At 72.0% G+C, this 24922-nt stretch carries 27 protein-coding genes; 22 read left to right on the forward strand and 5 right to left on the reverse strand.

All coding sequences use genetic code 11. From position 1 onward, the window contains the following. The first annotated feature begins 55 nt into the window (after positions 1 to 55). From truA to glmM, 6 genes are all read left to right on the forward strand, one after another. Entirely contained in the window at positions 56 to 907 is an 852-nt protein-coding gene (gene truA / locus ACFYZL_RS01790; RefSeq protein WP_384585716.1) for a tRNA pseudouridine(38-40) synthase TruA, read from the forward strand. 48 nt (positions 908 to 955) lie between these two features. Next, positions 956 to 2575 (forward strand): ABC-F family ATP-binding cassette domain-containing protein, encoded by a 1620-nt coding sequence (locus ACFYZL_RS01795; protein ID WP_384745039.1) that lies wholly within the window; start codon positions 956 to 958, stop codon positions 2573 to 2575. Between the two features lie 169 nt (positions 2576 to 2744). Beyond that, on the forward strand, positions 2745 to 4031 hold the full coding sequence (locus ACFYZL_RS01800; RefSeq protein WP_388675196.1) for a glycosyltransferase family 87 protein: 1287 nt from the start codon (positions 2745 to 2747) through the stop codon (positions 4029 to 4031). A 236-nt stretch (positions 4032 to 4267) separates the two neighbouring features. Further along, positions 4268 to 4711, forward strand: a complete 444-nt coding sequence (rplM, locus tag ACFYZL_RS01805) for a 50S ribosomal protein L13 (RefSeq protein WP_384585710.1) — start codon at positions 4268 to 4270, stop codon at positions 4709 to 4711. A gap of 42 nt (positions 4712 to 4753) precedes the next feature. After that, positions 4754 to 5269 carry a 30S ribosomal protein S9 gene (rpsI, locus tag ACFYZL_RS01810; RefSeq protein ID WP_030773858.1) on the forward strand — a complete coding sequence of 172 codons (516 nt, stop codon included), beginning with the start codon at positions 4754 to 4756 and terminating at the stop codon, positions 5267 to 5269. 135 nt (positions 5270 to 5404) lie between these two features. Next, on the forward strand, positions 5405 to 6763 hold the full coding sequence (gene glmM, locus ACFYZL_RS01815) for a phosphoglucosamine mutase (protein WP_384745042.1): 1359 nt from the start codon (positions 5405 to 5407) through the stop codon (positions 6761 to 6763). Here the strand turns inward: glmM and ACFYZL_RS01820 are convergent. Beyond that, a complete protein-coding gene (locus ACFYZL_RS01820; RefSeq protein WP_384745044.1) occupies positions 6760 to 7731 on the reverse strand; it encodes a DUF389 domain-containing protein in 972 nt (323 codons plus the stop codon). The genes glmM and ACFYZL_RS01820 overlap by 4 nt on opposite strands. A gap of 27 nt (positions 7732 to 7758) precedes the next feature. Then, positions 7759 to 8766: a type I pantothenate kinase gene (gene coaA / locus ACFYZL_RS01825; protein ID WP_384745053.1), complete on the reverse strand. Its 1008-nt coding sequence runs from the start codon at positions 8764 to 8766 to the stop codon at positions 7759 to 7761. Positions 8767 to 8913: 147 nt separating this feature from the next. Here coaA and ACFYZL_RS01830 point away from each other — a divergent pair, with 147 nt between their 5' ends. From ACFYZL_RS01830 to ACFYZL_RS01870, 9 genes are all read left to right on the forward strand, one after another. After that, positions 8914 to 9042, forward strand: a complete 129-nt coding sequence (locus ACFYZL_RS01830; protein ID WP_384745046.1) for a hypothetical protein — start codon at positions 8914 to 8916, stop codon at positions 9040 to 9042. A 25-nt stretch (positions 9043 to 9067) separates the two neighbouring features. After that, complete coding sequence (locus tag ACFYZL_RS01835) at positions 9068 to 9841, forward strand: hypothetical protein (protein WP_388675201.1); 774 nt, start codon at positions 9068 to 9070, stop codon at positions 9839 to 9841. Positions 9842 to 9949: 108 nt separating this feature from the next. Then, positions 9950 to 11797 (forward strand): glutamine--fructose-6-phosphate transaminase (isomerizing), encoded by a 1848-nt coding sequence (gene glmS / locus ACFYZL_RS01840; protein WP_388675203.1) that lies wholly within the window; start codon positions 9950 to 9952, stop codon positions 11795 to 11797. Positions 11798 to 11824: 27 nt separating this feature from the next. Continuing rightward, positions 11825 to 12193, forward strand: a complete 369-nt coding sequence (locus tag ACFYZL_RS01845; protein WP_384745051.1) for a holo-ACP synthase — start codon at positions 11825 to 11827, stop codon at positions 12191 to 12193. Between the two features lie 3 nt (positions 12194 to 12196). Further along, on the forward strand, positions 12197 to 13585 hold the full coding sequence (locus ACFYZL_RS01850) for an NAD(P)H-hydrate dehydratase (RefSeq protein WP_388675207.1): 1389 nt from the start codon (positions 12197 to 12199) through the stop codon (positions 13583 to 13585). Positions 13586 to 14078: 493 nt separating this feature from the next. Next, complete coding sequence (alr, locus tag ACFYZL_RS01855) at positions 14079 to 15221, forward strand: alanine racemase (protein ID WP_388675210.1); 1143 nt, start codon at positions 14079 to 14081, stop codon at positions 15219 to 15221. After that, positions 15166 to 16434: an alpha/beta fold hydrolase gene (locus tag ACFYZL_RS01860; protein ID WP_388675213.1), complete on the forward strand. Its 1269-nt coding sequence runs from the start codon at positions 15166 to 15168 to the stop codon at positions 16432 to 16434. The genes alr and ACFYZL_RS01860 overlap by 56 nt, the downstream gene beginning before the upstream one ends. Then, positions 16382 to 16972, forward strand: coding sequence for a tRNA (adenosine(37)-N6)-threonylcarbamoyltransferase complex ATPase subunit type 1 TsaE (tsaE, locus tag ACFYZL_RS01865; RefSeq protein ID WP_384751873.1), 591 nt, complete (start codon positions 16382 to 16384; stop codon positions 16970 to 16972). The genes ACFYZL_RS01860 and tsaE overlap by 53 nt, the downstream gene beginning before the upstream one ends. A 138-nt stretch (positions 16973 to 17110) precedes the next feature. Next, positions 17111 to 17317, forward strand: a complete 207-nt coding sequence (locus ACFYZL_RS01870) for a hypothetical protein (RefSeq protein ID WP_388675216.1) — start codon at positions 17111 to 17113, stop codon at positions 17315 to 17317. A 34-nt stretch (positions 17318 to 17351) separates the two neighbouring features. On the opposite strand, the gene ACFYZL_RS01875 is transcribed toward ACFYZL_RS01870, so the two are convergent. After that, the gene (locus ACFYZL_RS01875; RefSeq protein ID WP_388675219.1) at positions 17352 to 17909 is read right to left on the reverse strand and encodes a hypothetical protein; all 558 of its coding nucleotides are present in this window, start codon (positions 17907 to 17909) and stop codon (positions 17352 to 17354) included. 146 nt (positions 17910 to 18055) lie between these two features. Here ACFYZL_RS01875 and tsaB point away from each other — a divergent pair, with 146 nt between their 5' ends. The 5 genes from tsaB to ACFYZL_RS01900 are packed head-to-tail and all read left to right on the forward strand — an operon-like array spanning position 18056 to position 21275. Next, a complete protein-coding gene (tsaB, locus tag ACFYZL_RS01880; RefSeq protein WP_384751865.1) occupies positions 18056 to 18718 on the forward strand; it encodes a tRNA (adenosine(37)-N6)-threonylcarbamoyltransferase complex dimerization subunit type 1 TsaB in 663 nt (220 codons plus the stop codon). 38 nt (positions 18719 to 18756) lie between these two features. Then, on the forward strand, positions 18757 to 19236 hold the full coding sequence (gene rimI, locus ACFYZL_RS01885; RefSeq protein WP_384751880.1) for a ribosomal protein S18-alanine N-acetyltransferase: 480 nt from the start codon (positions 18757 to 18759) through the stop codon (positions 19234 to 19236). Continuing rightward, complete coding sequence (tsaD, locus tag ACFYZL_RS01890) at positions 19229 to 20356, forward strand: tRNA (adenosine(37)-N6)-threonylcarbamoyltransferase complex transferase subunit TsaD (RefSeq protein ID WP_384751862.1); 1128 nt, start codon at positions 19229 to 19231, stop codon at positions 20354 to 20356. Before rimI ends, tsaD begins: the two co-directional genes overlap by 8 nt. Next, on the forward strand, positions 20353 to 20622 hold the full coding sequence (locus ACFYZL_RS01895; RefSeq protein ID WP_376660874.1) for a hypothetical protein: 270 nt from the start codon (positions 20353 to 20355) through the stop codon (positions 20620 to 20622). The genes tsaD and ACFYZL_RS01895 overlap by 4 nt, the downstream gene beginning before the upstream one ends. Before the next feature lie 32 nt (positions 20623 to 20654). Next, complete coding sequence (locus ACFYZL_RS01900; RefSeq protein ID WP_384751860.1) at positions 20655 to 21275, forward strand: hypothetical protein; 621 nt, start codon at positions 20655 to 20657, stop codon at positions 21273 to 21275. A 4-nt stretch (positions 21276 to 21279) separates the two neighbouring features. On the opposite strand, the gene ACFYZL_RS01905 is transcribed toward ACFYZL_RS01900, so the two are convergent. Both ACFYZL_RS01905 and ACFYZL_RS01910 read right to left on the reverse strand, forming a co-directional pair. Next, positions 21280 to 21687, reverse strand: coding sequence for a VOC family protein (locus ACFYZL_RS01905; protein WP_384751858.1), 408 nt, complete (start codon positions 21685 to 21687; stop codon positions 21280 to 21282). A gap of 81 nt (positions 21688 to 21768) precedes the next feature. Next, positions 21769 to 22953, reverse strand: coding sequence for a methyltransferase domain-containing protein (locus tag ACFYZL_RS01910; RefSeq protein WP_388675225.1), 1185 nt, complete (start codon positions 22951 to 22953; stop codon positions 21769 to 21771). A 197-nt stretch (positions 22954 to 23150) separates the two neighbouring features. Between ACFYZL_RS01910 and ACFYZL_RS01915 the strand changes: the two genes are divergently transcribed. Further along, positions 23151 to 24026, forward strand: coding sequence for a polysaccharide deacetylase family protein (locus tag ACFYZL_RS01915; protein WP_384751852.1), 876 nt, complete (start codon positions 23151 to 23153; stop codon positions 24024 to 24026). Then, on the forward strand, positions 24023 to 24919 hold the full coding sequence (locus ACFYZL_RS01920) for a polysaccharide deacetylase family protein (RefSeq protein ID WP_384751849.1): 897 nt from the start codon (positions 24023 to 24025) through the stop codon (positions 24917 to 24919). Before ACFYZL_RS01915 ends, ACFYZL_RS01920 begins: the two co-directional genes overlap by 4 nt. Positions 24920 to 24922: the final 3 nt, after the last annotated feature.

Consider the following 24922-nt stretch of genomic DNA (forward strand, 5'->3'; position numbering starts at 1 on the left):
CGGGCCCGCCCCCTCGTGGGGCGGGCCCGTTCTGCATGTCTGAGAGGATTCATGGGTGAGTGACGAGGTGGAGCCCGGGCACGTCCGGGTGCGGCTGGACCTGTCGTACGACGGCAAGGACTTCTCGGGCTGGGCGAAGCAGCGCACGCTGCGCACCGTCCAGGGCGAGCTGGAGAGCGCGCTGCAGACCGTGATGCGGCTGAAGGACCCGGTCGAGCTGACCGTGGCCGGACGCACGGACGCGGGCGTGCACGCCCGCGGACAGGTCGCGCAGTTCGACATCGCCGACGAGGTGTGGGCCGAGCACCACGACAAGCTGCTGCGCCGCCTTGCCGGGCGTCTGCCGCACGACATCCGGGTGTGGAAGGTCGCCGAGGCCCCCGAGGGCTTCAACGCGCGCTTCTCCGCCATCTGGCGCCGCTACGCCTATCGCGTGGGGGACCACCAGGGCGGCGTCGACCCGCTGCGCCGCGGGCACGTGCTGTGGCACCAGTGGCCCCTGGACGTGGACGCCATGAACCGGGCGGCGGCCCCGCTGCTCGGCGAGCACGACTTCGCCGCGTACTGCAAGAAGCGCGAGGGCGCCACGACGATCCGTACGCTCCAGCAGCTCAGCTGGGAGCGGGCCGAGGACGGGATCGTGACCGCGACCGTCCGCGCCGACGCCTTCTGCCACAACATGGTCCGCTCGCTCGTGGGGGCCCTGCTGCACGTCGGCGACGGGCACCGGCCCGTGGAGTGGCCCGGGCAGGTGCTGGAAGCGGCCGTACGGGATTCCTCCGTGCACGTGGTCAAGCCGCACGGGTTGACCCTGGAGGAGGTCGGCTACCCGGCGGACGAGCTGCTGGCCGCCCGCAGCAAGGAAGCGCGCAACATGCGGACCCTGCCGGGCAAGGGCTGCTGCTGACCCGCAATCCGTTTGGGCCTGTCCCGTGCGGGGCTGTTGAATGCCCGCATGGGACATCTCGAAGCCAGCCACCTGGAGTACTACCTTCCCGACGGGCGGGTCCTGCTCCCCGACGTCTCCTTCCGGGTGGGGGAGGGGTCGGTCGTCGCCCTGGTCGGGGCGAACGGGGCCGGCAAGACCACCCTGCTCAAGATGATCTCCGGTGAGCTGCAGCCGCACGGCGGCGCGGTCACCGTGAGCGGCGGGCTCGGCGTGATGTCGCAGTTCGTGGGCTCGGTCCGGGACGAGACGACCGTACGGGACCTGCTCGTGTCGGTGTCCCAGCCGCGGATCCGGGAGGCGGCGAAGGCCGTGGACCGCGCCGAGCACCTGATCCTGACGGTGGACGACGAGGCCGCCCAGATGGCGTACGCGCAGGCGCTCAGCGACTGGGCCGACGTGCAGGGTTACGAGGCGGAGACCCTGTGGGACGTCTGCACGATGGCCGCGCTGGCCATCCCGTACGACTCGGCACAGTTCCGCGAGGTGCGCACGCTCTCGGGCGGTGAGCAGAAGCGGCTGGTGCTGGAGGCGCTGTTGCGCGGGCCGGACGAGGTGCTGCTGCTCGACGAACCGGACAACTACCTCGACGTCCCGGGCAAGCGCTGGCTGGAGGAGCAGCTGGCGGCGACCCGCAAGACGGTGCTCTTCGTCAGCCACGACCGGGAGCTGCTCACCCAGGCCGCGGAGAAGATCATCAGCCTGGAGGCGAGCCCCACGGGCTCGGACGTCTGGGTGCACGGCGCGGGCTTCGGCACGTACCACGAGGCACGCAAGGAGCGCTTCGCGCGCTTCGAGGAGCTCAAGCGGCGCTGGGACGAGGAGCACGCGCGCCTGAAGGCCCTCGTGCTGCGGCTGCGCAACCAGGCCGCGATCAGCCCGGACATGGCCTCGCGGTACCACGCGATGCAGACCCGCTTCAAGAAGTTCGAGGAGGCCGGCCCGCCGCCGGAGCCGCCGCGCGAGCAGGACATCAAGATGCGGCTCAAGGGCGGCCGGACCGGCGTGCGCGCGCTGACCGTGGAGAACCTGGAGCTCACGGGTCTGATGAAGCCGTTCTCCCTGGAGGTCTTCTACGGGGAGCGCGTCGCGGTGCTCGGCTCGAACGGCTCCGGCAAGTCGCACTTCCTGCGGCTGCTGGCCGGTGAGGACGTCAAGCACACCGGTGACTGGAAGCTGGGCGCCCGGGTGGTCCCCGGCCACTTCGCGCAGACGCACGCGCACCCGGAGCTCTTCGGCCGCACCCTCGTCGACATCCTGTGGACGGAGGCGGCGAAGCCGCTGGGCCAGGCGATGGGGGCCCTGCGCCGCTACGAGCTGGAGCGCCAGGCCGAGCAGCCCTTCGAGAAGCTCTCGGGCGGGCAGCAGGCGCGCTTCCAGATCCTGCTGCTGGAGCTCGCGGGCACCACGGCGCTGCTGCTGGACGAGCCGACGGACAACCTGGACCTGGAGTCCGCGGAGGCCCTGCAGGACGGCCTGGAGGCGTACGAGGGCACGGTGCTGTGCGTGACGCACGACCGCTGGTTCGCCCGGACTTTCGACCGTTACCTGGTCTTCGGTTCGGACGGCGTGGTACGAGAGACGCAGGAACCGGTCTGGGACGAGCGGCGGGTCGAGCGGAAGCGCTGAGGCGCGGATGCGTGGCCAGGGCCCGTCCGGCGGACGGAGTCCGGCGCAGCCGTCCGAAGCCCCTGAGGCCCCCCGGGGCCGAGGGGTGCGAGGGCGGCGTCGGGAATCGGGCGCAGGAACCGGTCCGGGACGAACGTCGAGTCGAGCGCAAGCGCTAGGGGATACCGCTGTGGGGTTGAGGCCCGGCATCTGGCTGAGACGGTGGGACGCCCGCGTCCGGGACTCCGGGAGCCGGTTGGTCGACTGGCTGCTGCGTCCCGCCTCCCTGCCCTGGCGGCTCGTCTCGCTCGCCGTGGTGCTCGGGATCTGCGTCTCCACGAGCCTGCGGGAGAACTGGGGCTCGGACAACGCCTTCGTGGTGAAGGCGGCCGAGACGCTGCTGGACGGCGGGTCCCCGTACGAGGACAAGCGGTTCCTGTACCTCCCCAGCGCCGTGCTGATGGCGGTGCCCGAGGCGCTGCTGCCGCAGGCGGCGCTGCGGTGGGTGCTGCCCGTCGGGATGTCGGGGCTGCTGGGGATCGGCTGGCTGGCCGCGCTGCGGCTGTTCTCGGTGCCGCTGCGCTCCCGGTTCGCGGTCGTCGGCTTCGCCGTCTTCGCCCTGGCCTACAAGCCGTACGTGAACCTCGTGCTGATCGGCAACTGGACGGCCATCTCGGCGGCCGCCCTGCCGGTGGCGCTGCTGCTGGCGCGCCGGCGGGCGTGGGGGGCGGCCGGTCTGGTGATCGGGCTGGCCATCGCCTGCAAGCCGATGCTGGTGCCGCTCGGGGTGCTGTTCCTCTTCGCCCGGCAGTGGCGGGGACTCGCGGCGGCCGTGCTGGTGCCGCTGGGCTTCTCGCTGGCGGGGGCGCTGCTGATGCCGAGCCCGTCGCTGTTCTTCACCAAGACCCTGCCGTTCCTGCTGGGCGGGCAGGACGCCTACGCGCTGCCCTGGGACGCCTCGCCGATCGCGGTGCTGCCACGGCTGGGCGTACCGGAGCCGGTGGCCGTGGCGGTCGCGTTCGCGGGGGCCGGGGCGGGGCTGTGGGCCGCCTGGGTGCGGTGGCGGCGGCCGGACGGTGCCGACGGGGGCGAGCTGCGGCTGGCGGAGACGGCCTGCATGGTGATGCTCGCCGCATTCCTGGTCTCCCGCCCGTCCTTCGACCACTACCTGCTGGTGGTGCTGCCGCTGCTGCTGGCGTCCGCGGTGCGGGAGGGCTCGATGCCCCGCTCGCCCTGGTTCTGGCTGGCCCTGACGCCCCAGGTGGCCCTGCTCCCGTGGCCCTCGGAGCTGGCCCACAAGCGGCGTGCCTTCAAGGACTGCGCCACCCTCTGCGGACTCGCGTTTCTGCTGGCGCGTCGTGCGCTGCGCCCGAGCCGGGTTACTCTGGAGCCCGTAACAACTGCGGGGTCCCCACCCAGGACCGAACCGGAGTGCGCCGCGACGCCTGCTGAATCGGCATCGCGGACCGCGTTTTGACCCGTACGGGTCTGCTTGGGTATCCTGCTGGTTTGTTATGCGTATTGGCTTTCTCATTCTCACGTGAAAGGGCCTTACGCCGGTCCACCGGACCGATGACCAGCGGTTTTCACTCGGGTGCGTCCCCGATGTGAACGAGGGCTGTCGTGATCGTCCGTGGTGACCCTGTCAGGACCCTTCCCGAGGGGCTCGTGCCCTATGGGATGACCCACCACTGAAGAAGCGAAGGCATACGCGTGCGTACGTTCAGCCCCAAGCCCGGCGACATCTCGCGCCAGTGGCTCGTCATCGACGCCCAGGACGTTGTCCTCGGCCGTCTGGCGACCCAGGCCGCTGCCCTCCTCAAGGGCAAGCACAAGCCGACCTACGCCCCCCACATGGACATGGGCGACTTCGTCATCGTCATCAACGCCGACAAGGTCCACCTGTCCGGCAACAAGGCGTCGCAGAAGATGGCGTACCGCCACTCCGGCTTCCCGGGCGGTCTCCGCTCCGTGCGTTACGACGACCTGCTCCGTGACAACCCGGAGAAGGCCGTCGAGAAGGCCGTCAAGGGCATGCTCCCCAAGAACACCCTGGGCCGTCAGATGCTCTCGAAGCTGAAGGTCTACTCGGGCGACCAGCACCCGCACGCTGCGCAGCAGCCGGTGCCGTTCGAGATCACCCAGGTCGCGCAGTAGTTCCGGCCACCCCCTAAGACGTAGAAAATTCTGAGGAGCATCGTGGCCGAGACCACCGCCGAGACCCCCGTCGACGAGTTCGAGGGCGTCGAGGAGTACACCACCGAGTCCGAGGTCGTCGTCGAGGGCGACTACACCTCCGAGTCCCTTGCCGGTCGCTTCGGTGACCCCCAGCCGGCCGCCGGCCTGGGCCGTCGCAAGAACGCCATCGCCCGCGTCCGGATCGTTCCGGGCACCGGCAAGTGGAAGATCAACGGTCGCACCCTTGAGGACTACTTCCCCAACAAGGTGCACCAGCAGGAAGTCAACGAGCCCTTCAAGCTCCTCGAGCTCGACGGCCGTTACGACGTCATCGCCCGCATCTCGGGTGGCGGCGTCTCCGGCCAGGCCGGTGCCCTGCGCCTCGGCGTGGCCCGTGCGCTGAACGAGGCGGACGTGGACAACAACCGCCCGGCGCTGAAGAAGGCCGGCTTCCTCTCCCGCGACGACCGTGCGGTCGAGCGCAAGAAGGCCGGTCTCAAGAAGGCCCGTAAGGCTCCGCAGTACAGCAAGCGTTAATCTGCGCCTGCTGTTCAGCAACGAAACCGCCCCGGCAGCACTCTCCGTGCTGCCGGGGCGGTTCGTTTACCGCCACAAGCGGCAAATACCTGTCACAACCGGTCACATGCGAAGCGGAAACTCGGGAGGACAACAGTGGGACGACTCTTCGGGACGGATGGTGTACGCGGCGTCGCCAACGCGGATCTGACGGCTGAGCTCGCGCTCGGTCTCTCCGTCGCGGCTGCCCACGTACTGGCCGAGGCGGGGACCTTCGCGGGCCACCGGGCGACCGCGGTCGTCGGCCGGGACCCCCGGGCCTCGGGCGAATTCCTCGAGGCCGCGGTCGTCGCGGGCCTCGCGAGCGCGGGCGTGGACGTCCTGCGCGTCGGTGTGCTGCCCACCCCGGCGGTGGCGTATCTCACCGGTGCGCTGGGTGCCGACCTCGGCGTGATGCTCTCCGCCAGCCACAACGCCATGCCCGACAACGGCATCAAGTTCTTCGCGCGCGGTGGCCACAAGCTGGCGGACGAGCTGGAGGACCGCATCGAGTCCGTCTACGAGGAGCACCGCACCGGCGCTCCCTGGGACCGGCCCACCGGCGCGGGCGTCGGCCGGGTCTCCGACTACAACGAGGGCTTCGAGAAGTACGTCGCCCACCTGATCGGCGCGCTGCCCAACCGCCTCGACGGCCTGAAGATCGTCCTGGACGAGGCGCACGGCGCGGCCTCCTACGTCTCGCCCGAGGCCTTCGCCCGGGCCGGCGCGGAGATCGTCACGATCGGCGCCGAGCCGGACGGCCTGAACATCAACGAGGGCTGCGGCTCCACCCACCTCGACCTGCTCAAGGCGGCCGTCGTCGAGCACGGCGCCGACTTCGGCATCGCGCACGACGGTGACGCCGACCGCTGCCTGGCCGTGGACGGCACCGGCGCCGAGGTCGACGGCGACCAGATCCTCGCGGTGCTGGCCCTGGCCATGCGCGAGGCGGGGCAGCTGCGCGAGAACACCGTGGTCGGCACCGTCATGTCCAACCTGGGCTTCAAGCTGGCCATGGAGGCCGCGGGCATCCAGGTCGTGCAGACCGGGGTCGGCGACCGGTACGTGCTGGAGGCCATGAAGGAGCACGGCTACGCGCTGGGCGGCGAGCAGTCCGGCCACGTGATCATCCTGGACCACGCGACCACCGGCGACGGCACGCTGACCGGCCTGCTGCTCGCGGCGCGGGTCTCGGCCACCGGCAAGTCCCTGGCGGAGCTCGCCGGGGTCATGGAGCGGTTGCCGCAGGTGCTGATCAACGTCCCCGACGTGGACAAGTCCCGCGTCACGACCTCGGCCGAGCTGGCCGCGGCGGTGACCGACGCCGAGCGCGAGCTGGGCAGCACCGGGCGGGTGCTGCTCCGTCCGTCGGGCACCGAGCCCCTCGTACGGGTGATGGTCGAGGCCGCGGACATCGAGCAGGCCCGCGCGGTGGCCGGCCGGCTCGCCGACGTGGTGAAGTCGGCCCTCGGTTAGCCCGTCCCGCCCGTTCTGCGTGGCGCACCCGGCTTGCGGACCATCCGGCCGTGCTGGGTGCGCCACAGCATTTTCCAGGCGATGAGGGTGAGCGTGCCCGAGAGGACGATGCCGCCCAGGTTGACCGCGAGCTGGATGCCCGAGCCCCACATCTGGGCCAGGTCCCCGTAGCTGAGGGCGACGGCCGCGTTGGCGCCCGCCGGGACGGTGGTCACGGAGATCGCCACGCCGACCAGCGCACCGGCCTTCGCGGAGGTCAGCGACAGCATGCCGGCCACCCCGGCGAGCAGCGCCACGACGAAGGAGAACGGGTCGGGCTGCCAGATGAAGCTGGTGTTCGGCCGGGGGTTCTCCAGCATGGTCTCCTCGAACAGGCCGAGCGCGGTCATCGCCAGGCTGAAGACCGTCGTCGCCGCGATCGCGACGGTGAAGCCGACCGCCAGCGCGATGAGGGAACGCCCCGCGAGCCTGGGCTTGCGTTGCACCAGGCCCGTGCAGATGCCTGCGAGCGGGCCGAACTCGGGGCCGACCGCCATCGCGCCCACGATCAGGATCGCGTTGTCCAGGACCACACCGCAGGCCGCGATCATCGTCGCCACGATCATGAAGGCGCTGTAGGTGATGGTGAGGGTGGAATCCTCGTGCGTCGACTCGGAGAGCTGTTCCCAGACCACCGCGTCGGCGGCCTCGCCCGGAGCTTCCTCCTCGGCGTCGTCGGCGCGCGTGGAGATCGACAGGTCGATGTTCTCGACGGCGATCGAACCGGTCCTGTCGATGCCGAGCGAGCGCATCTCCTGCAGCAACTCGTCGGCCGCCTCGCGGGCGACGTCGACCAGCACGAGATCGCCCTCGGGGTCGCGGGCGGCGCCGGGCAGCACGACCAGATGGGTGGTCCCGACCGTCTGGTCGATCAGCTCCACGACCTGCTCGGTGAGGTGGTGCGGGGTGATCATCCGAAGATGCAGCATGCCCGCACCCTAGCCACCGGAGGGCCGCTAGAGCTTGCGCAGACTCAGCTTCTGGACCTTGTGGTCCGGCCCCTTGCGCACGACCAGGGTCGCGCGGCCGCGGGTGGGGGCCACGTTCTCCAGCAGGTTGGGCTTGTTGACGGTGCGCCACATCGTCTGCGCGTACTCCATGGCCTCCTCCTCGGAGACCTGGGTGTACTTGCGGAAGTAGGAGAAAGGATTCTGGAAGGCGGTCTCGCGCAGCTTCCGGAAGCGGCCCAGGTACCAGCGCTCGATGTCCTCGGGCCGCGCGTCCACGTACACGCTGAAGTCGAAGTAGTCGGCGAGGGCGACGCGGGTGCGGCCGTCCGTCCCGGGGAGGGCCGGCTGGAGCACGTTCAGGCCCTCGACGATGAGGATGTCCGGGCGCCGTACGACGAGCTCCTCGCCCGGCACGATGTCGTAGATCAGGTGCGAGTAGACGGGGGCCCGCACCTCGTCCTTGCCGGCCTTGATGTCGGCGACGAACCGGGTGAGCGCGCGGCGGTCGTAGGACTCGGGGAAGCCCTTGCGGGAGGTGAGCCCGCGCCGCTGGAGCTCCTTCATCGGGTAGAGGAACCCGTCGGTGGTGACCAGCTCCACGCGCGGGTGCTCCGGCCAGCGGGCGAGCAGGGCCTGGAGCAGACGGGCCACGGTCGACTTGCCGACGGCGACCGAACCGGCCACGCCTATGACGAAGGGGGTGCCCGCCTGCGAGCCGTGGCCGTTGCCCGCGTCGCCGAGGAAGGTGTTCAGGGTGCCGCGGAGGTTGCTGGTCGCGCCGACGTAGAGGTTCAGCAGGCGCGAGAGCGGCAGGTACACGTCGCGGACCTCGTCGAGGTCGATGACGTCACCGAGGCCGCGCAGCCGCTCCACTTCCTCGGCCGTCAGCGGCAGCGGGGTCCTCTCGCGCAGCGCGCTCCACTCGGCGCGGGTGAGGTCGAGGTAGGGGGACGCGTCGGGGCCCCGGCGGTGGGCGGGACGCGCGGGGTACCCGTCCCGGCCGGTGCGCTCCATCGCGCTGTCAGGCGTGCTTCGTGGCGGCGAAGTGATCACACCGCCATTGTCGGGGCTCGGAGGCGGTTGTGGGTGGTGTGGTCGGTCACGTGACGGGGAGGGGTTGTACGGGGGCGGGTACCGGCTGTGTCGCCGTGCGGTCTCGTCGTGATCACGATCGACGGCGAGGGCGAAATGATCCGAGCAGGTGATCCTTTTACCGGTACATTGCCTGACACCGCAGTTCTGAAGCGCGCCCCGGCCCTGCCGAAGGGCGCCGCTCCTGCTGTTCTCTGATCGCAATTCCTGGGGGAGATCCATCGTGCGCACCGCACTCGTCCGTCGTACCGTCCTGGCCGCTTCCGCCGTGTCCCTGGCCCTGCTCGCCACCGCCTGCGGCTCCGACAAGGCGGACGACAAGAAGGCGGACGCCAAGCCGTCCGCCGCCGCCGCGGCCTCGGAGGCCCCGGCCGCCAAGGCGAAGACCTCCGCCGAGCTGACCAGCGCGCTCGTGGCCCAGGCGGACCTGCCCGACCACGTGGTCAAGCCGGCCACCGCGGCCGAGCTCGCCGCCGCGTCGGGCACCAAGAGCGACAAGCCGGAGTGCCAGCCGCTGGTCTCCGCGCAGTCGATGGCCCCGATCGGCACCGTCGTGGGCACCGCCGGCACCAAGGCCGTCGCCAAGGGCAAGGAGCCGGCCGCCGACGCCAGCCCCGAGGAGAAGCTCAAGGCCGGCCTGAACGCCCTGGGCGCCACCGCCACCTCGGTCTCCCTCCACTCGTACGAGGGCAAGGGCGCCGCGGAGGCCTTCGCCACCCTCAAGGCGGCGGGCACGGCCTGCGCCGGCGGTTACACGGGCGGCCAGGGCGGCGACTCGCTGAAGATCACGAAGGTGGCCCCGGGTGCCGCCGTCACCGGGGGCGACGAGGCCCTCGCGTACACCGTGACGGGTGACGCGGACGGCAGCCCGATGAGCATGGAGCTCGTGGTCGTCCGCAAGGGCGGCACCCTGGCGACCTTCTCGGCCGTGAGCCTGGCCGGCGCCGCCGAGCAGCCGAAGGCCGTCATCGACGCGCAGGTCAAGAAGCTCGGCTGAGCACCGCCCGACTGACCGTCAGCCCCGTTCCGGCGCATGCGCCGGAACGGGGTTTTCGTCTTGTTCGGGTACGGGGCAGACGGCCGGAGACGGCGTACGCTGCGGCCTATGTGCGGAATTGTGGGTTACGTGGGAGCGCAGTCTGCGCTCGATGTGGTCATCGCCGGACTCAAGCGGCTGGAATACCGCGGCTACGACTCGGCCGGGGTCGCCGTCCTCTCCGACGGGGAGCTGGCGTCCGTCAAGAAGGCCGGGAAACTCGTCAATCTGGAGAAGGAGCTGGTCGGGCACCCGCTGCCGGCCGGTTCCACGGGGCTCGGGCACACCCGGTGGGCGACCCACGGCGGGCCCACCGACGTCAACGCCCACCCGCACCTCGACAATTCGGGGCGCGTCGCCGTCGTGCACAACGGCATCATCGAGAACTTCGCCCTGCTCCGCGCCGAACTGGCCGAGCGCGGGCACCGACTGGAGTCCGAGACGGACACCGAGGTCGTCGCGCACCTGCTGGCGGAGCGGTTCTCGGCCACCGGAGACCTCGCCGAGGCCATGCGGCAGGTGTGCCGCCGGCTGGAGGGCGCCTTCACCCTCGTCGCCGTGCACGCGGACGTGCCGGACGTGGTGGTCGGCGCGCGCCGGAACTCCCCCCTGGTGGTGGGCGTCGGCGAGGACGAGAACTTCCTCGCCTCGGACGTCGCCGCGTTCATCGCCCACACCCGCTCCGCGATCGAGCTGGGCCAGGACCAGGTCGTGGAACTCCGCCGCGACGGGGTCACGGTGACCAACTTCGACGGTTCGGACGCGACCGTGCGGGCGTACCACGTGGACTGGGACGCCTCGGCGGCCGAGAAGGGGGGGTACGACTACTTCATGCTCAAGGAGATCGCCGAGCAGCCGAAGGCCGTCGCCGACACCCTCCTGGGCAGGATCGACGCGAGCGGCTCGCTGAGCCTGGACGAGGTGCGCATCCCCGTCTCGGTGCTCCGGGAAGTCGACAAGGTCGTGATCGTCGCGTGCGGCACGGCCTACCACGCGGGCATGATCGCGAAGCTGGCCATCGAGCACTGGACCCGCATCCCCTGCGAGACGGAGCTGGCGAGCGAGTTCCGCTACCGCGACCCGATCCTCGACCAGCGGACGCTGGTCGTCGCGATCTCGCAGTCCGGCGAGACCATGGACACCCTGATGGCGCTGCGGCACGCGCGCGAGCAGGGGGCCAAGGTGCTGGCCATCTGCAACACGAACGGGTCGACGATCCCGCGCGAATCGGACGCGGTGCTGTACACGCACGCCGGTCCGGAGGTGGCCGTCGCCTCGACCAAGGCGTTCCTGACGCAGCTGGTGGCCTGCTACCTGGTCGCGCTGTACCTCGGGCAGGTCCGCGGCACCAAGTGGGGCGACGAGATCCGCGCGGTGGTCCGGGAGCTGTCGGACATCGCCGCGGCCGTGGACACGGTCCTGGAGACCATGGAACCCGTACGGAAGCTCGCGCGCTCCCTCGCCGACAAGAACACCGTGCTGTTCCTGGGCCGGCACGTCGGCTACCCGGTGGCGCTGGAGGGCGCGCTCAAGCTCAAGGAGCTGGCGTACATGCACGCCGAGGGCTTCGCGGCGGGCGAGCTCAAGCACGGGCCGATCGCGCTGATCGAGAAGGACCTGCCGGTCGTGGTCGTCGTCCCGTCGGCACGCGGCCGTTCCGTCCTCCACGACAAGATCGTGTCGAACATCCAGGAGATCCGGGCGCGCGGGGCGCGGACCATCGTGATCGCGGAGGACGGCGACGAGGCGGTCGTCCCGTACGCCGACCACCTGATCCGGATCCCGGCGACGCCGACGCTGCTCCAGCCGCTGGTGGCCACGGTGCCGTTGCAGGTCTTCGCGTGCGAGCTGGCGACCGCGCGGGGCAACGAGGTGGACCAGCCGCGTAACCTCGCGAAGTCCGTGACCGTGGAGTGAGCGAGAAGCAGTGAGTGGGGCTGGGTTGTGATTATCGGCGTCGGGATCGACGTGGCGGAGATCGAGCGGTTCGGCGAGGTCATGGAGCGGACGCCGAGGATGGCGCAGCGCCTCTTCCTCGACTCCGAGTTGACGCTGCCGAGCGGCGAGCGGCGCGGGATCGCCTCGCTCGCCGCGCGGTTCGCCGCGAAGGAGGCCCTGGCCAAGGCCCTGGGCGCGCCCGCCGGTCTGCTGTGGACCGACGCCGAGGTGTACGTGGAGGACAGCGGGCGGCCCCGGCTGCGGGTCACGGGCACCGTGGAGGCGAGGGCGGCGGCGCTGGGCGTGAAGTCCTGGCACATCTCGCTGAGCCACGACGCCGGGGTGGCCTCCGCGGTGGTGATCGCCGAGGGTTGATCCATGCGTACTGCTTACAGCGTGGAGACCGTACGGGGCGCCGAGCGGGAGTTGATGGCCCGGCTGCCCGAAGGCGCCCTGATGCAGCGGGCGGCGGCCGGACTGGCCGTCGCCTGCGCGGGGCTGCTCGGGCGGGTGTACGGGGCCCGGGTGGTGCTGCTCGTCGGGCCCGGGGACAACGGCGGCGACGCGTTGTACGCGGGCGCGAGGCTGGCGCGGAGGGGCGCCGGGGTGACGGCGGTGCCGATGGACCCGGCGCGGATGCACGCGGGCGGCCTGGCCGCGCTGCGGGCCGCCGGGGGGCGGGTCGAGGAGGCCGTACCGGCCCGGGCCGACCTGGTGCTGGACGGTCTCCTCGGCATCGGCGGGCGCGGTGGGCTGCGGCCGGCGGCGGCCGCGTTGGTCGAGCGGATCCCGGCGGGTGCGGTGGTGGTGGCCGTGGACCTGCCGAGCGGGGTCGACGCCGACTCCGGTGAGGTGGCGGGGGCGGCCGTCACGGCCGACGTCACCGTGACCTTCGGGGCGTACAAGCCCGGCCTGCTGATCGACCCCGGGGCCTCGCGGACGGGCGCGGTGCGGCTGGTGGACATCGGCCTGGAGCTGCCGTCGCCCGACGTCGAGGCGTTGCAGCACGCGGACGTGGCGGAGCTGCTCCCGGTCCCCACGGCGTCGAGCGACAAGTACCGCCGGGGCGTGGTCGGGATCGTCGCCGGGTCCGCGCAGTACCCCGGCGCGGCGGTGCTGGCCGTCGCGGGGGCGCTGCGCGGCGGCGCGGGCGCGGTGCGGTACGTGGGGCCGGCCGCGGACGCGGTGCTGGCCCGCTTCCCGGAGACGCTGATCGGGCGGGGCCGGGTGCAGGCGTGGGTGGTCGGGCCGGGGCTGGGGGAGGGGCGCGCCGGGGAGGTCGCGCAGGCGCTCGCGGAGGACGTACCCGTACTGGTCGACGCGGACGGGCTGCGCGGGCTGGACGCGGGGGCGCTGCGGGCGCGGACGGCCCCGACGCTGCTGACCCCGCACGCGGGGGAGGCGGCGGCGCTGCTGGGGGTCCCTCGGGAGTCGGTGGAGGCGGGGCGGCTGGGGGCCGTACGGGACTTGTCGCGGAGTTACGGGGCGGCGGTCCTGCTGAAGGGCTCCACGACGCTGGTCGCCTCCGGCGGTTCGCCCGTGCGGGTGAACCCGACGGGGACGCCGTGGCTGGCCACCGCGGGGAGCGGGGACGTGCTGTCCGGACTGGCCGGGTCCCTCCTGGCGGGTGGCCTGTCGGCGGTGGACGCCGGCTCGGTGGCGGCCTACCTCCACGGCCTGGCGGCCCGGCTGAGCGGCGGCCCGCTCCTGGCCCAGGACGTCGCGGAGGGCCTTCCCGCGGCGTGGCGCAACGTCCGCCGCCCCTGACCCGGCCGGGCCGCCGGGGCTCCGCCCCGCACCCCGCGCCTCAAACGCCGGCGGGGCTGGATCGCGCCCGGGCGCAGCGCCGTTGCCGGGGGCGTCGCCCCCGGACCCCCGGTCCTCGAACGCCGGACGGGCTGGTTCGCCTCCGGCGGCGCCTCAAACGCCGGCGGGGCTGGATTCGGCTGCTGCCGTCCGCCAGGTGCGGGCTGCATTGCCCGCAGGGCAGGTCCAGCCCGCACGGACGAATCCGGCCCCGCCGGGAGCGAAATCCAGCCCCGCTGGCGTTTGAGGCGCGGGGTCCGGGGCGGAGCCCCGGGTCTTTGAGCCGCGGCGACGATCGAGGCGCGGGGGTCCGGGGCGGAGACCCGGGGAACGGTGGAAGGGCGGGGAGGGGACGGCCCCGCGCAGCGGCCGCCGCCAGGCCCGCGGCGGCGCCCCGCGGATCGTGGTGGCGCCAGCGGTCGGTCGTGGGAGGGGTTCTGAGAGACTGGGGGCGATGAACGAGACACCGATGCGCGTGTACGCCGAGATCGATCTTGACGCCGTACGGGCGAACGTGCGCGCCCTGCGCGAACGGGCGCCCCGGGCCGAGGTGATGGCCGTGGTCAAGGCGGACGCCTACGGGCACGGAGCCCTGGCCTGCGCACGGGCCGCCCGGCAGGCCGGTGCGACCTGGCTCGGCACCGCCACCCCCGACGAGGCGCTCGCACTGCGCGCGGCCGGCGTCGAGGGCCGGATCATGTGCTGGCTCTGGACCCCCGGCGGGCCCTGGCGGGAGGCCGTGGAGGCCGACATCGACGTCTCCGTCAGCGGGATGTGGGCGTTGGAGGAGGTCCGCGAGGCCGCCCGCGCCACCGGCCGTACCGCCCGCATCCAGCTCAAGGCCGACACCGGCCTCGGTCGCAACGGCTGCCAGCCCGCCGACTGGGAGGAGCTGGTCACCGCGGCCGTCGCCGCCCAGACCGAGGGCACGGTCGACGTCACCGGCGTCTGGTCGCACTTCGCCTGCGCCGACGAGCCCGGCCACCCGTCGATCCAGCTGCAGCTCGCCGCGTTCCGCGACATGCTCGCGTACGCCGAGAAGGAGGGCGTCGAGCCCGAGGTGCGGCACATCGCCAACTCGCCCGCCACGCTCACCCTCCCCGAGTCCCACTTCGACCTGGTGCGCTGCGGCCTCGCCGTCTACGGGGTGTCGCCCGCCCCCGAGCTCGGCACCCCCGCCGAGCTCGGGCTGCGGCCCGCGATGACCCTCAAGGCCCGCGTCGCGCTGGTCAAGACCGTCCCGGCCGGGCACGGGGTCAGCTACGGCCACCACTACGTCACCGAGCACGAGACCTCCCTCGCGCTCATCCCGGCCGGCTACGCCGACGGCGTTCCGCGGCACGGCTCCGGGGCCGGCCCGGTCCTCGTCGGCGGCAAGATCCGCACGGTCGCCGGTCGAGTCGCCATGGACCAGTTCGTGGTCGACTTGGGCGGAGACGGGGACCAGGTCCGCGTCGGCGACGAGGCCGTCGTCTTCGGGGACGCGGAGCGCGGTGAACCCACCGCCGAGGACTGGGCTCAGGCGGCACACACGATCGCGTATGAGATCGTCACCCGTATCGGTGGCCGAGTGCCCCGGGTGTACCTCGGCAGCTGAGCGGAGTGAGGGCGGCGGCGTGAGCGAGAACTGGCGCAAGGCCGGCTGGGCCGGGGCCGCGATCGGCGTGATGGCCGCGGGCGCCGCGGCCGGTGTCGCGGTCGAACGGATCACCGTCGGGCGGGGCATGCGCATGAAGGCGCGCCTCGCGCTCGACGCCGCCGGGGACTACGGGTCCCTGCGCGGGACCGAGGGGATCTGCCGGGCCGAGGACGCCACCGAGCTGCACTACGAGATCGACGAGCTCCCCGAGGAGGCCGCGCGGCCCCGGTCACGGCTGCGCCGCAAACCCGCCCCCCGGCCCACCGTCGTGTTCTGCCACGGCTACTGCCTCTCCCAGGACTCCTGGCACTTCCAGCGCGCCGCCCTGCGCGGAGTGGTCCGGTCCGTCTACTGGGACCAGCGCAGCCACGGCCGCAGCGCCCGGGGCCTCGCCCAGGCGGACGGCGAGCCGCTGACCATAGACCAGCTCGGCCGCGACCTGAAGGCCGTGATCGACGCGACCGCCCCCGAGGGCCCGCTGATCCTGGTGGGTCACTCGATGGGCGGAATGACCATCATGGCGCTCGCCGACCAGTACCCCGAGCTCGTGCGGGAGCGGGTGGTCGGCGTGGCCCTGGTCGGGACCTCCAGCGGCCGGCTCGGCGAGGTGACGTACGGGCTGCCCTCCGTCGGCGTGGGCGCCGTACGCCGGCTGTTGCCCGGGGTGCTCAAGGCGCTCGGCTCGCAGGTCGAGCTGGTGGAGAAGGGCCGCCGGGCCACCGCGGACCTGTTCGCGGGCATGATCAAGATGTACTCGTTCGGCTCCAAGGACGTGGACCCGGGCGTCGCGCGCTTCGCGGAGAGGCTGATCGAGGCCACCCCGATCGACGTGGTCGCCGAGTTCTACCCGGCCTTCCAGACCCACGACAAGGCCGAGGCGCTCCGGCACTTCGAGGGCCTGCCCGTCATCGTCATGGCCGGGGACAAGGACATGATCACCCCGGCCGCGCACAGCACGGCCATCAAGGAGGCGCTGCCCGGTGCCGAACTGGTGCTCCTGGAGTCCACCGGGCACCTGATGATGCTCGAACGCCCGGAGACCGTGACCCTGCTGCTCATGGAGCTGCTGGCCCGCACCGGCGCGGTGACGGTCCCCGTAGCGACTAACGTTGGCCCGCATGGAAGAAGTACCGCTGGAAGCACAGCGCAGCCAGGCAGCACCGGCACCTGAGGCCGGGCACTCCGAGGGCGCGGAGCGTGCCGACACACAGGCCCGGATCACCGTCGACTCCCCGGACGCCATGCAGGACCTGGGCCGCAGGATCGCCGGGCTGCTGCGCCCCGGGGACCTCGTCCTGCTGACCGGCGAGCTGGGCGCAGGCAAGACCACCCTGACGCGCGGGCTCGGCGAGGGCCTGGGCGTGCGCGGGGCCGTGACCTCGCCGACCTTCGTCATCGCCCGCGTGCACCCCTCGCTGTCCGGTGGACCGGCGCTGGTGCACGTGGACGCGTACCGGCTGGGCGGCGGGTTGGAGGAGATGGAGGACCTGGACCTCGACGTCTCGCTGCCCGAGTCCGTGATCGTCGTGGAGTGGGGCGACGGCAAGGTGGAGGAGCTCTCCGACGACCGGCTGCACGTGGTGATCGCGCGCGCGGTCGGCCACGAGGAGGTCCTGGACGACGTCCGGGAGGTGTCCGTGCGCGGGATCGGGGCGCGCTGGGCCGCCGGCGCCGGGGTCGAGGCGCTCGCCGGGGCCCTCTCGGAGTAGACGCACCGACTCGGAGCAAACGTACCGACAACCCGTCGGCAAGATATTGCGCTCGTGGCAGCGCTCGTGATGACATGGTATCGAGCGTTTCTTAGGTATGCCTAAGTTCGGCGTCCCCGGGCCCAGGAGGCAGTAGCCATGTCGGCACCAACAGGAGCACCGCGCGACCCCCGCGACCCCCGCCCCTCCGCGTCCGCCTCCGCAGTGTCCATGCGGGCACTGCTCGCCGCGGGAGTGGCCGCCACCGCCGTCTCGACGCCGCCCGCGCGGGCCGGCGCACCGGGCGGGGACGGGCCGGAGGACGACGTACGCGAACAGGCCGCTCCGGAGTCCGAAGCGGCCTGAGTCACACGTACGGGTGAACCTGCGGGTGGGCCCGTCACGGCATGACGACGACCTTCGAGCCGATCGTCGCGAAGCCCCACATCGCGTCGCCGTCGGCGCGCGCCATGCGGATGCCCCCGGTCTTCTTGCCCGGATCGGGCTCCGGCGTCGCACCGTCGACGCGGGCGCTGAAGCCGATCGCCACGCCCTCCGTGGTCGCGAACCGCACGACGTGCTCGATCGGCACCCCGTCCGAACCCGTCACCGTGCCCGAGCGCGAGCCGACCGTGTAACTGCCCGCCTTCGGGTGCACCGTGCTCGGCATCACCGCGAACGACTTCGGCTCCTGCCCGACCGGTCCCACCAGCCACACCCGCTTCTGGCTCACCGAGTACACGACGCGGGTACCGGTCCCCGAACCCTCGGGAACGGCGACCGGCTTCGCCGGGTCCTGCTTCGCGGCCGCCGGGCTCGGGGCGGGCGAAGGCTGCTGCGCGGCCGCCTTCGGAGGATGCGCGGGGGCCGTCGCCGAGGCCTGGTAGCCGAGGAACCCGACCGCGGCGATCGCCGCGGCGGTGAGCCCGGCCACGATTCCCGAGCTGCTGCGTGCCACCTTGCTCCACCTCTCCGATCCGACCCGTCACCCGGACCGGCCAACTGCACCGAACACGGGACCGACACCTGCGTCGAAAGGTAGCAGCCGGGTCGCCGTTCGACCGGCCGCAAGGGCCGGGGCCGCGGGAGTCGTAGGCTGTTCGCGTGCTCTTGCTCGCTGTAGATACCGCCACGCCCGCCGTCACCGTCGCCCTGCACGACGGCGAGTCCGTCCTCGCCGAGTCGAACCAGGTCGACGCCCGCCGCCACGGGGAGCTGCTGCTGCCCTCCGTGGACAAGGTCCTCGCCGAGGCCGGGGTGAAGCTCGAAGCCGTCACCGGCATCGTCGTCGGCGTCGGCCCGGGCCCTTACACGGGCCTGCGCGTCGGCCTCGTCACCGCCTCCACCTTCGCGGCCGTGCTGGGCGTGCCCGTGCACGGCCTGTGCACCCTCGACGGGCTCGCGTACGCCGCCGGGGCCGCGGGGATCGAAGGCCCCTTCGCCGTCGCCACCGACGCGCGGCGCAAGGAGGTGTACTGGGCGCGCTACGAGGACCCGCGCACGCGCGTCGGGGAGCCCGCGGTGGACCGTCCCGCCGACATCGCCGACCAGGTGGCCGGGCTGCCCGCGGTGGGCCAGGGCGCGCTCCTGTACCCGGACGTCTTCACCGGCGCGCGGGAACCCGAGCACCAGTCGGCCGCCGCGCTGGCCTCGCTGGCCGTGGAACGACTGGCGGCCGGGCAGGAGTTCCTGCCCCCGACGCCGCTCTACCTGCGCCGGCCCGACGCCCAGGTGCCGAAGAACTACAAGGTGGTCACCCCGCAGTGACCCCAGTGACCCCGGCGGCCTCCCACACGCTGCGCGAGATGCGCTGGTGGGACATCGCGCCCGTGCTCGAGCTGGAGCACGAGCTGTTCCCCGACGACGCCTGGTCCGCCGGGATGTTCTGGTCCGAACTCGCCCACGCCCGCGGCCCGCGGTCCACCCGCCGCTACGTCGTCGCCGAAGAGCCCTCCGGCCGGCTCGTGGGATACGCAGGACTGGCCGCGGCCGGTGACCTGGCCGACGTACAGACCATCGCCGTCGCCCGCGACCAGTGGGGGACCGGGCTCGGCGCCCGGCTCCTCACCGAGCTGCTGCGCGCCGCCACCGCCTTCGAGTGCGCCGAGGTGCTGCTGGAGGTACGGGTCGACAACACCCGCGCCCAGAAGCTCTACGAGCGTTTCGGCTTCGAGCCGATCGGCTTCCGGCGCGGCTACTACCAGCCCGGCAACATCGACGCTGTCGTCATGCGACTGACCGACCCCGCACAAGCACGAACTGAGAGCAGTGAGAGCAATGGCTGACGAACCTCTCGTCCTCGGCATCGAGACGTCCTGCGACGAGACCGGCGTCGGCGTCGTCCGCGGCACCACCCTGCTCGCGGACGCCATCGCGTCGAGCGTCGACGAGCACGCCCGCTTCGGCGGCGTCGTACCCGAGGTGGCCTCCCGCGCCCACCTGGAGGCGATGGTCCCCACCATCGAGCGCGCCCTGAAGGAAGCCGGCGTCAGCGCCCGCGACCTCGACGGCATCGCGGTCACGGCCGGCCCGGGCCTCGCCGGCGCGCTGCTGGTGGGCGTCTCGGCGGCCAAGGCGTACGCGTACGCACTCGGCAAGCCGCTCTACGGGGTGAACCACCTCGCCTCCCACATCTGCGTGGACCAGCTGGAGCACGGGCCGCTGCCGGAGCCGACCATGGCCCTGCTGGTCTCCGGCGGGCACTCCTCGCTGCTGCTGGCCCCCGACATCACCTCCGACGTCCGGCCGCTCGGCGCGACCATCGACGACGCCGCCGGCGAGGCCTTCGACAAGATCGCGCGCGTGCTGCAGCTGGGCTTCCCCGGCGGCCCGGTCATCGACCGGCTCGCGAAGGAGGGCGACCCGAAGGCGATCAACTTCCCGCGCGGGCTGACCGGGCCGCGCGACGCGGCGTACGACTTCTCCTTCTCCGGACTGAAGACGGCCGTCGCCCGCTGGATCGAGGCGAAGCGGAACGCGGGCGAGGAGGTCCCGGTGCGCGATGTCGCGGCGTCCTTCCAGGAGGCCGTGGTGGACGTGCTGACGCGCAAGGCCATTCGGGCGTGCAAGGACGAGGGCGTCGACCACCTGATGATCGGCGGCGGCGTGGCGGCCAACTCCCGGCTGCGCTCGCTCGCGCAGGAGCGGTGCGACGCCGCGGGGATCATCCTGCGGGTGCCGCGGCCGAAGCTGTGCACGGACAACGGCGCGATGGTCGCCGCGCTGGGCGCGGAGATGGTCAAGCGGAACCGGGCCGCCTCGGACTGGGACCTGTCGGCGGACTCCTCCCTCCCGGTGACGGACCCGCACGTTCCGGGGGCCGGGCACGCGCACTCCCACTCCCACTCGCACGGGCATGACCACGACCACGTGCACGAGCTGAGCAAGGACAACCTGTACTCGTGAGCACCGTCGCCCTGATGTGGGAGGCCCGGGCCGCCGACGGCCGGGGCAACGAGCTGTTGGAGTGGGCGCGCGCCCAGGTCCTCGCCCGGGAGCCGGTGCGCCGCGAGGTGTTCCGGGCCCCGCAGGACCGGGTGCTCGTCATCACCTGGTGGGAGGCGCCCGAGGGAGTGGCGGCCCAACTGCCGGAACTTCCCGAACCCGCCGCCGACTTGATCACGCGTGCGGTCCACCGCTGGCGTTTCGAGTCGGTCGAGACCACGCCGTAGGGTTCGCGGGCGCTGCGGATATGGTCATGTGCATGCCCCGCAGCGCACTGCCACCCCTGCCGCCGCCCGCGCACCTGCGCCCCTGGCTGGACGACGCCGTCCTGCGGGCCGACCGCGCACGGTTCCTGAACGACCTGAGCCGGCGCAATCTGGGCATCGTGCGGTTGCTGCTGCTGTGGACCGTCGCGGCCGTCTTCGTGCTCGGCTGGACCTTCGTCGGCATGGCCTGGATGGCCCTGGAACGCCACGACCTCTTCGAGTACGTCAACGGCCTCATCTACGCCGTGCTCGGCGTGGGCGTGCTGATCCCCGCCGTGTTCTGGTTCGTCCGGGGCGTCCGGCGGGACCGGGAGGTGCGGCAACTGCTCTACGCCTGGGTGGAATCGGACCGCGATCCGGTCGCGGACGCCAGGCTCCGGGCGCCCGGGCAGAGCCTGGTCTGGCTGCTGGCCTCGTTCGCGCTGGGCGCCATCGGGCTGTGGATGGCCTTCGGCGTCGCGATCTCGGCGTCCGGCACGAGCCGCACGACCACGGGCGAGATCGCCTACGTCATGGGCATGGGTCAGATCCTGTGGATCACGGGCCTGCTGGGCCTCGCCAAGGCGGTCGTCCACTACCGCTGGGCGGTGCGCACCTTCCCGCCCAAGCGGTAGGCCGTCAGGACGCCAGGTTCAGCTGCCACGAGACGCCGAAGCGGTCGTTGACCCAGCCGAACCGGGCGCTGAAGCCGTACGAGCCCACCGGCATCAGCTCCGAGCCCTGCTCGGCGAGGGCCGCGTAGAGCCGGTCGAGCTCGGCCGCGCTCTCGCACTCCACGAAGAGCGACATCGCCGGCGTGAAACCGAAGCCGTGCTCGACGTGGCTGTCGATGCACATGAACCGCTGCCCGGCGAGCGCGAACGTGGCGACCTTCACCGTGCCCGCCTCGCCCGGCCCGTCGGCGTCGTACCGGCTGATGTCGATGACCTCGGCGTCGTCGAACAGCGAGGCGTAGAAGGTCATCGCCTCCTCTGCCCTGCCCTCGAACATCAGGAACGTGGTGATCTTCTGCGGAGCCGGGGCCATGATGGCTGCCTTCCGGTGACGGTGTGACGTACGGGTCTCACGACCGAGGCTAGGACACCGGTACGACACCGCCCCGGCGGCTCACGGGACGGGCGGTACGGCCGGTGCGCCGATCAGCATCGAGGGGGTGCCCGCCACCCGCGTCAGGAACACCGTCGCCGAATTCGGCCCCTGCGGCTTGACCTTCTTGCGCAGCTCCTCGGGCTCGATGGCCGAGCCGCGCTTCTTCACGGTCAGGACGCCCACCCCGCGCTCGCGCAGCAGGGCCTTCAGCTTCTTCAGGCCGAACGGCAGCACGTCGGTGATCTCGTACGCCGTCGCGTACGGCGTCGCGCGCAGCTCGTCGGCGGTCACGTACGCGATGGTCGGGTCGATGAGCCGGCCGCCCAGCTGCTCGGCGACCTCCGCGACGAGGTGGGCGCGGATCACCGCGCCGTCGGGCTCGTACAGCCAGCGGCCCACCGGCCCCGCCTCCGGATCCGGCAGCGGATCGGCGGTGTGCAGCGCGCGCGGCCCGGGCAGCAGGGTGGCGCGGACCGTGCCGGGCGCGGTGCCGAACCAGAGCACGGCCTCCTTCACGTCCCCCTGGTCGGAGATCCACTCGGCCTCGGCCTCCTCGGGCACGGCCTCGTGCGGGATCCCGGGGGCGATCTTGATGGCCGCGCACTTCGCCGCCCGGGCGGCGCCGACGGCCCAGGACAGCGGCGGCGAGTAGGACTCCGGGTCGAAGACCCTTCCCCGGCCGCCCCGCCGGGCCGGGTCGATGAACACGGCGTCGAAGCCGGCCGTGTCCACCTCCGTCACATCGGCCTCCCGGACCTCGATCAGGTCCGCCAGCCCCAGCGCCTCGGCGTTGGCCCGTGCGACGGCGCAGGTCAGCGGGTCGCGGTCGACGGCGAGCACCCGGATCCCGAGCCGCGCCAGCGCGAGCGCGTCCCCGCCGATGCCGCAGCACAGGTCGGCGACGCTGCGCACGCCGAGGTCCGCCAGGCGCTGTGCGCGGTACGAGGCCACGGAGGCGCGGGTGGCCATCTCGCCGCCGCCGGAGGTGAAGTACATCCGGAAGGCGTCCTCCGCGCCGAACTTCGCCACCGCGCGCTGCCGCAGCCGGGCCTGCCCGAGGGCTGCCGAGACCAGCCCGGCGGGGTGCTCGCGGCGCAGCCGGGTGGCCACGGCCAGCTCTTGGGCGGGGTCGTAGTCGCGGAGCGAGTCGAGGAGGGCGCGGCCCTCGGGGGTGAGGAGGGCGGCGAAGTCTTCGGGGGTCACGCCTCCATTGTCGGCGACGGCCGGTCCGGGCCACCGGTATGGGCCACTCGATGGAAGGTGGCCGGGCCGTCGCGGTGTCTTCCCGGGAGGCTGCTGCGCGGGTGCCAGTATGCGCAGCTATGCAGCTAGTCGGACAAAAGGAAGATAAGGCGCAACACGGTCACCGGCGTGCGGCGATCCCGCACGGCCGGTTCGGGGTGGCCCTGGCCGCCCTGCTCGTCGCCGCCCTCGGGACGGCGTGCGGCTCCACGGGCTCCGGCGAGGCGGAAAAGGCCGAGAAGGCCAAGAAGACCGCCAAGGGCGCGGAAGGCGCGGCCGGCGCGATCGTCTCGCAGGCGGAACAGCTCAAGGCGGCCCAGCAGGCACGCGTCGCCGCGGCGAAGAAGTGGCACCTGGCCAAACCGCCGCTCGCCGCCCCGGCGGCGCCGAAGACGAAGCCCGAGATCACCACCCGCGACGGCTTCGAGGTGGAGGACCAGGAGAACCTTCCGCCGGTCTTCACCACCGTCCCGACGGAGGACAAGGTCGTCTTCCTGACCATCGACGACGGCGCGGAGAAGGACCCCGAGTTCCTGAAGATGATGCAGGAGCTGAAGATCCCGTACACGGCCTTCCTCAGCGACTACCTCGTGCGCGACAACTACCCGTACTTCAAGCAGATGCAGGCCGCGGGCGTCACGCTGAACAACCACACGCTCAACCACCGCTACATGCCCGCGCTCTCGTACGAGAAGCAGCGCGAGGAGATCTGCGGTCAGCAGGACACCATCCAGAAGGAGTTCGGCAAGCGCCCGTCCCTCTTCCGGCCGCCGTACGGCAACTACAACCAGGACACACTGAAGGCGGCGAAGTCCTGCGGCATCAAGGCCGTCCCGCTGTGGAACGCCGAGGCGTTCACCAACCGGATGGACTACCGGGAGTGGGACCGTGATCTGCACCCCGGTGACATCATCCTCACGCACTTCCGCGGTAAGGAGGACTGGAAGGGCACGATGCCTGACATGATCCGTCATGTCATGAAGACCGTCACGGACAAGGGATATGCCGTGGCACGGCTGGAGGATTATCTGTGAAGCACGCGCGCCGGTTCGTAGCCGGGACGCTGGCGGCCGGCGCGCTCGCGCTGTCCCTTGCGGGGTGCGGGGACAGCGTGGACCCCATCGAGCGGCTCGGCCGCAAGACGGCGGAGGAGAAGCCGGGGGCGAAGGAGACGGGGACCGCCGGCTCGGCAGCCCCTTCGTCCCCGAGCGCCTCCGGCGGCACCACCGCCTCGGACGACGCGTACAAGAAGTGGGGCCTGACCGCACCCCTCCAGTACGCGCCGAAGCCCGCGCAGAAGCCGCAGATACCGAAGGCGGCCCCCGGCAAGGTCCCGGTCATAGACCGAATACCCGTCCCGGCCGGCGAGAAGACCGTCTTCCTGACCTTCGACGACGGCGCCGAGAAGGACCCCGAGTTCCTCAAGATGGCCGCCGACCTCAAACTGCCGATCAGCATGTTCCTGACGGACAACGTGGCCGCGTCGGACTACGGCCACTTCGAGAAGCTCCGCGACAACGGTTCCGGCAGCACGATAAACAACCACACCCTGACGCACCCCAATCTGCGGACCCTCTCCTACGAGGCGCAGAAGCGCGAGATATGCGGCCAGCAGGAGCGCCTGGAGAAGCGCTTCGGCAAGCGCCCGCCGCTCTTCCGCCCGCCCTTCGGCAACTACAACGACGACACCCTCCGGGCCGCCTCGGAGTGCGGAGTCTCGTCCATGGTGCTGTGGAAGGTCTCGATGCAGATCAACAACTTCCAGTACGCCGAGGGCTCCGCCCTCAAACCGGGCGACATCATCCTGGCCCACTTCCGAGGCCCCTCCGAGCTCAAGGGCTCGACGGAGATCCAGATGACGACCCGCATGCTCCAGCGCATCCAGGAACAGGGCTACCGCATCGGGCGCCTGGAGGACTACCTGTAGGGG

It is taken from the genome of Streptomyces sp. NPDC001717 (genome assembly GCF_042892775.1).
Taxonomy (GTDB): Bacteria; Actinomycetota; Actinomycetes; order Streptomycetales; family Streptomycetaceae; genus Streptomyces.

Bases quoted from the DNA above. Each gene is read 5' to 3' on its own strand.
- ACFYZL_RS01795 (WP_384745039.1), top strand. From the start codon at position 956: ATGGGACATCTCGAAGCCAGCCACCTGGAGTACTACCTTCCCGACGGG.
- ACFYZL_RS01820 (WP_384745044.1), bottom strand. From the start codon at position 7,731: ATGCTGCATCTTCGGATGATCACCCCGCACCACCTCACCGAGCAGGTC.
- coaA (WP_384745053.1), bottom strand. From the start codon at position 8,766: ATGGAGCGCACCGGCCGGGACGGGTACCCCGCGCGTCCCGCCCACCGC.
- glmS (WP_388675203.1), top strand. From the start codon at position 9,950: ATGTGCGGAATTGTGGGTTACGTGGGAGCGCAGTCTGCGCTCGATGTG.
- ACFYZL_RS01850 (WP_388675207.1), top strand. From the start codon at position 12,197: ATGCGTACTGCTTACAGCGTGGAGACCGTACGGGGCGCCGAGCGGGAG.
- alr (WP_388675210.1), top strand. From the start codon at position 14,079: ATGAACGAGACACCGATGCGCGTGTACGCCGAGATCGATCTTGACGCC.
- ACFYZL_RS01860 (WP_388675213.1), top strand. From the start codon at position 15,166: ATGAGATCGTCACCCGTATCGGTGGCCGAGTGCCCCGGGTGTACCTCG.
- tsaE (WP_384751873.1), top strand. From the start codon at position 16,382: ATGGAAGAAGTACCGCTGGAAGCACAGCGCAGCCAGGCAGCACCGGCA.
- ACFYZL_RS01870 (WP_388675216.1), top strand. From the start codon at position 17,111: ATGTCGGCACCAACAGGAGCACCGCGCGACCCCCGCGACCCCCGCCCC.
- rimI (WP_384751880.1), top strand. From the start codon at position 18,757: ATGCGCTGGTGGGACATCGCGCCCGTGCTCGAGCTGGAGCACGAGCTG.
- tsaD (WP_384751862.1), top strand. From the start codon at position 19,229: ATGGCTGACGAACCTCTCGTCCTCGGCATCGAGACGTCCTGCGACGAG.
- ACFYZL_RS01900 (WP_384751860.1), top strand. From the start codon at position 20,655: ATGCCCCGCAGCGCACTGCCACCCCTGCCGCCGCCCGCGCACCTGCGC.
- ACFYZL_RS01905 (WP_384751858.1), bottom strand. From the start codon at position 21,687: ATGGCCCCGGCTCCGCAGAAGATCACCACGTTCCTGATGTTCGAGGGC.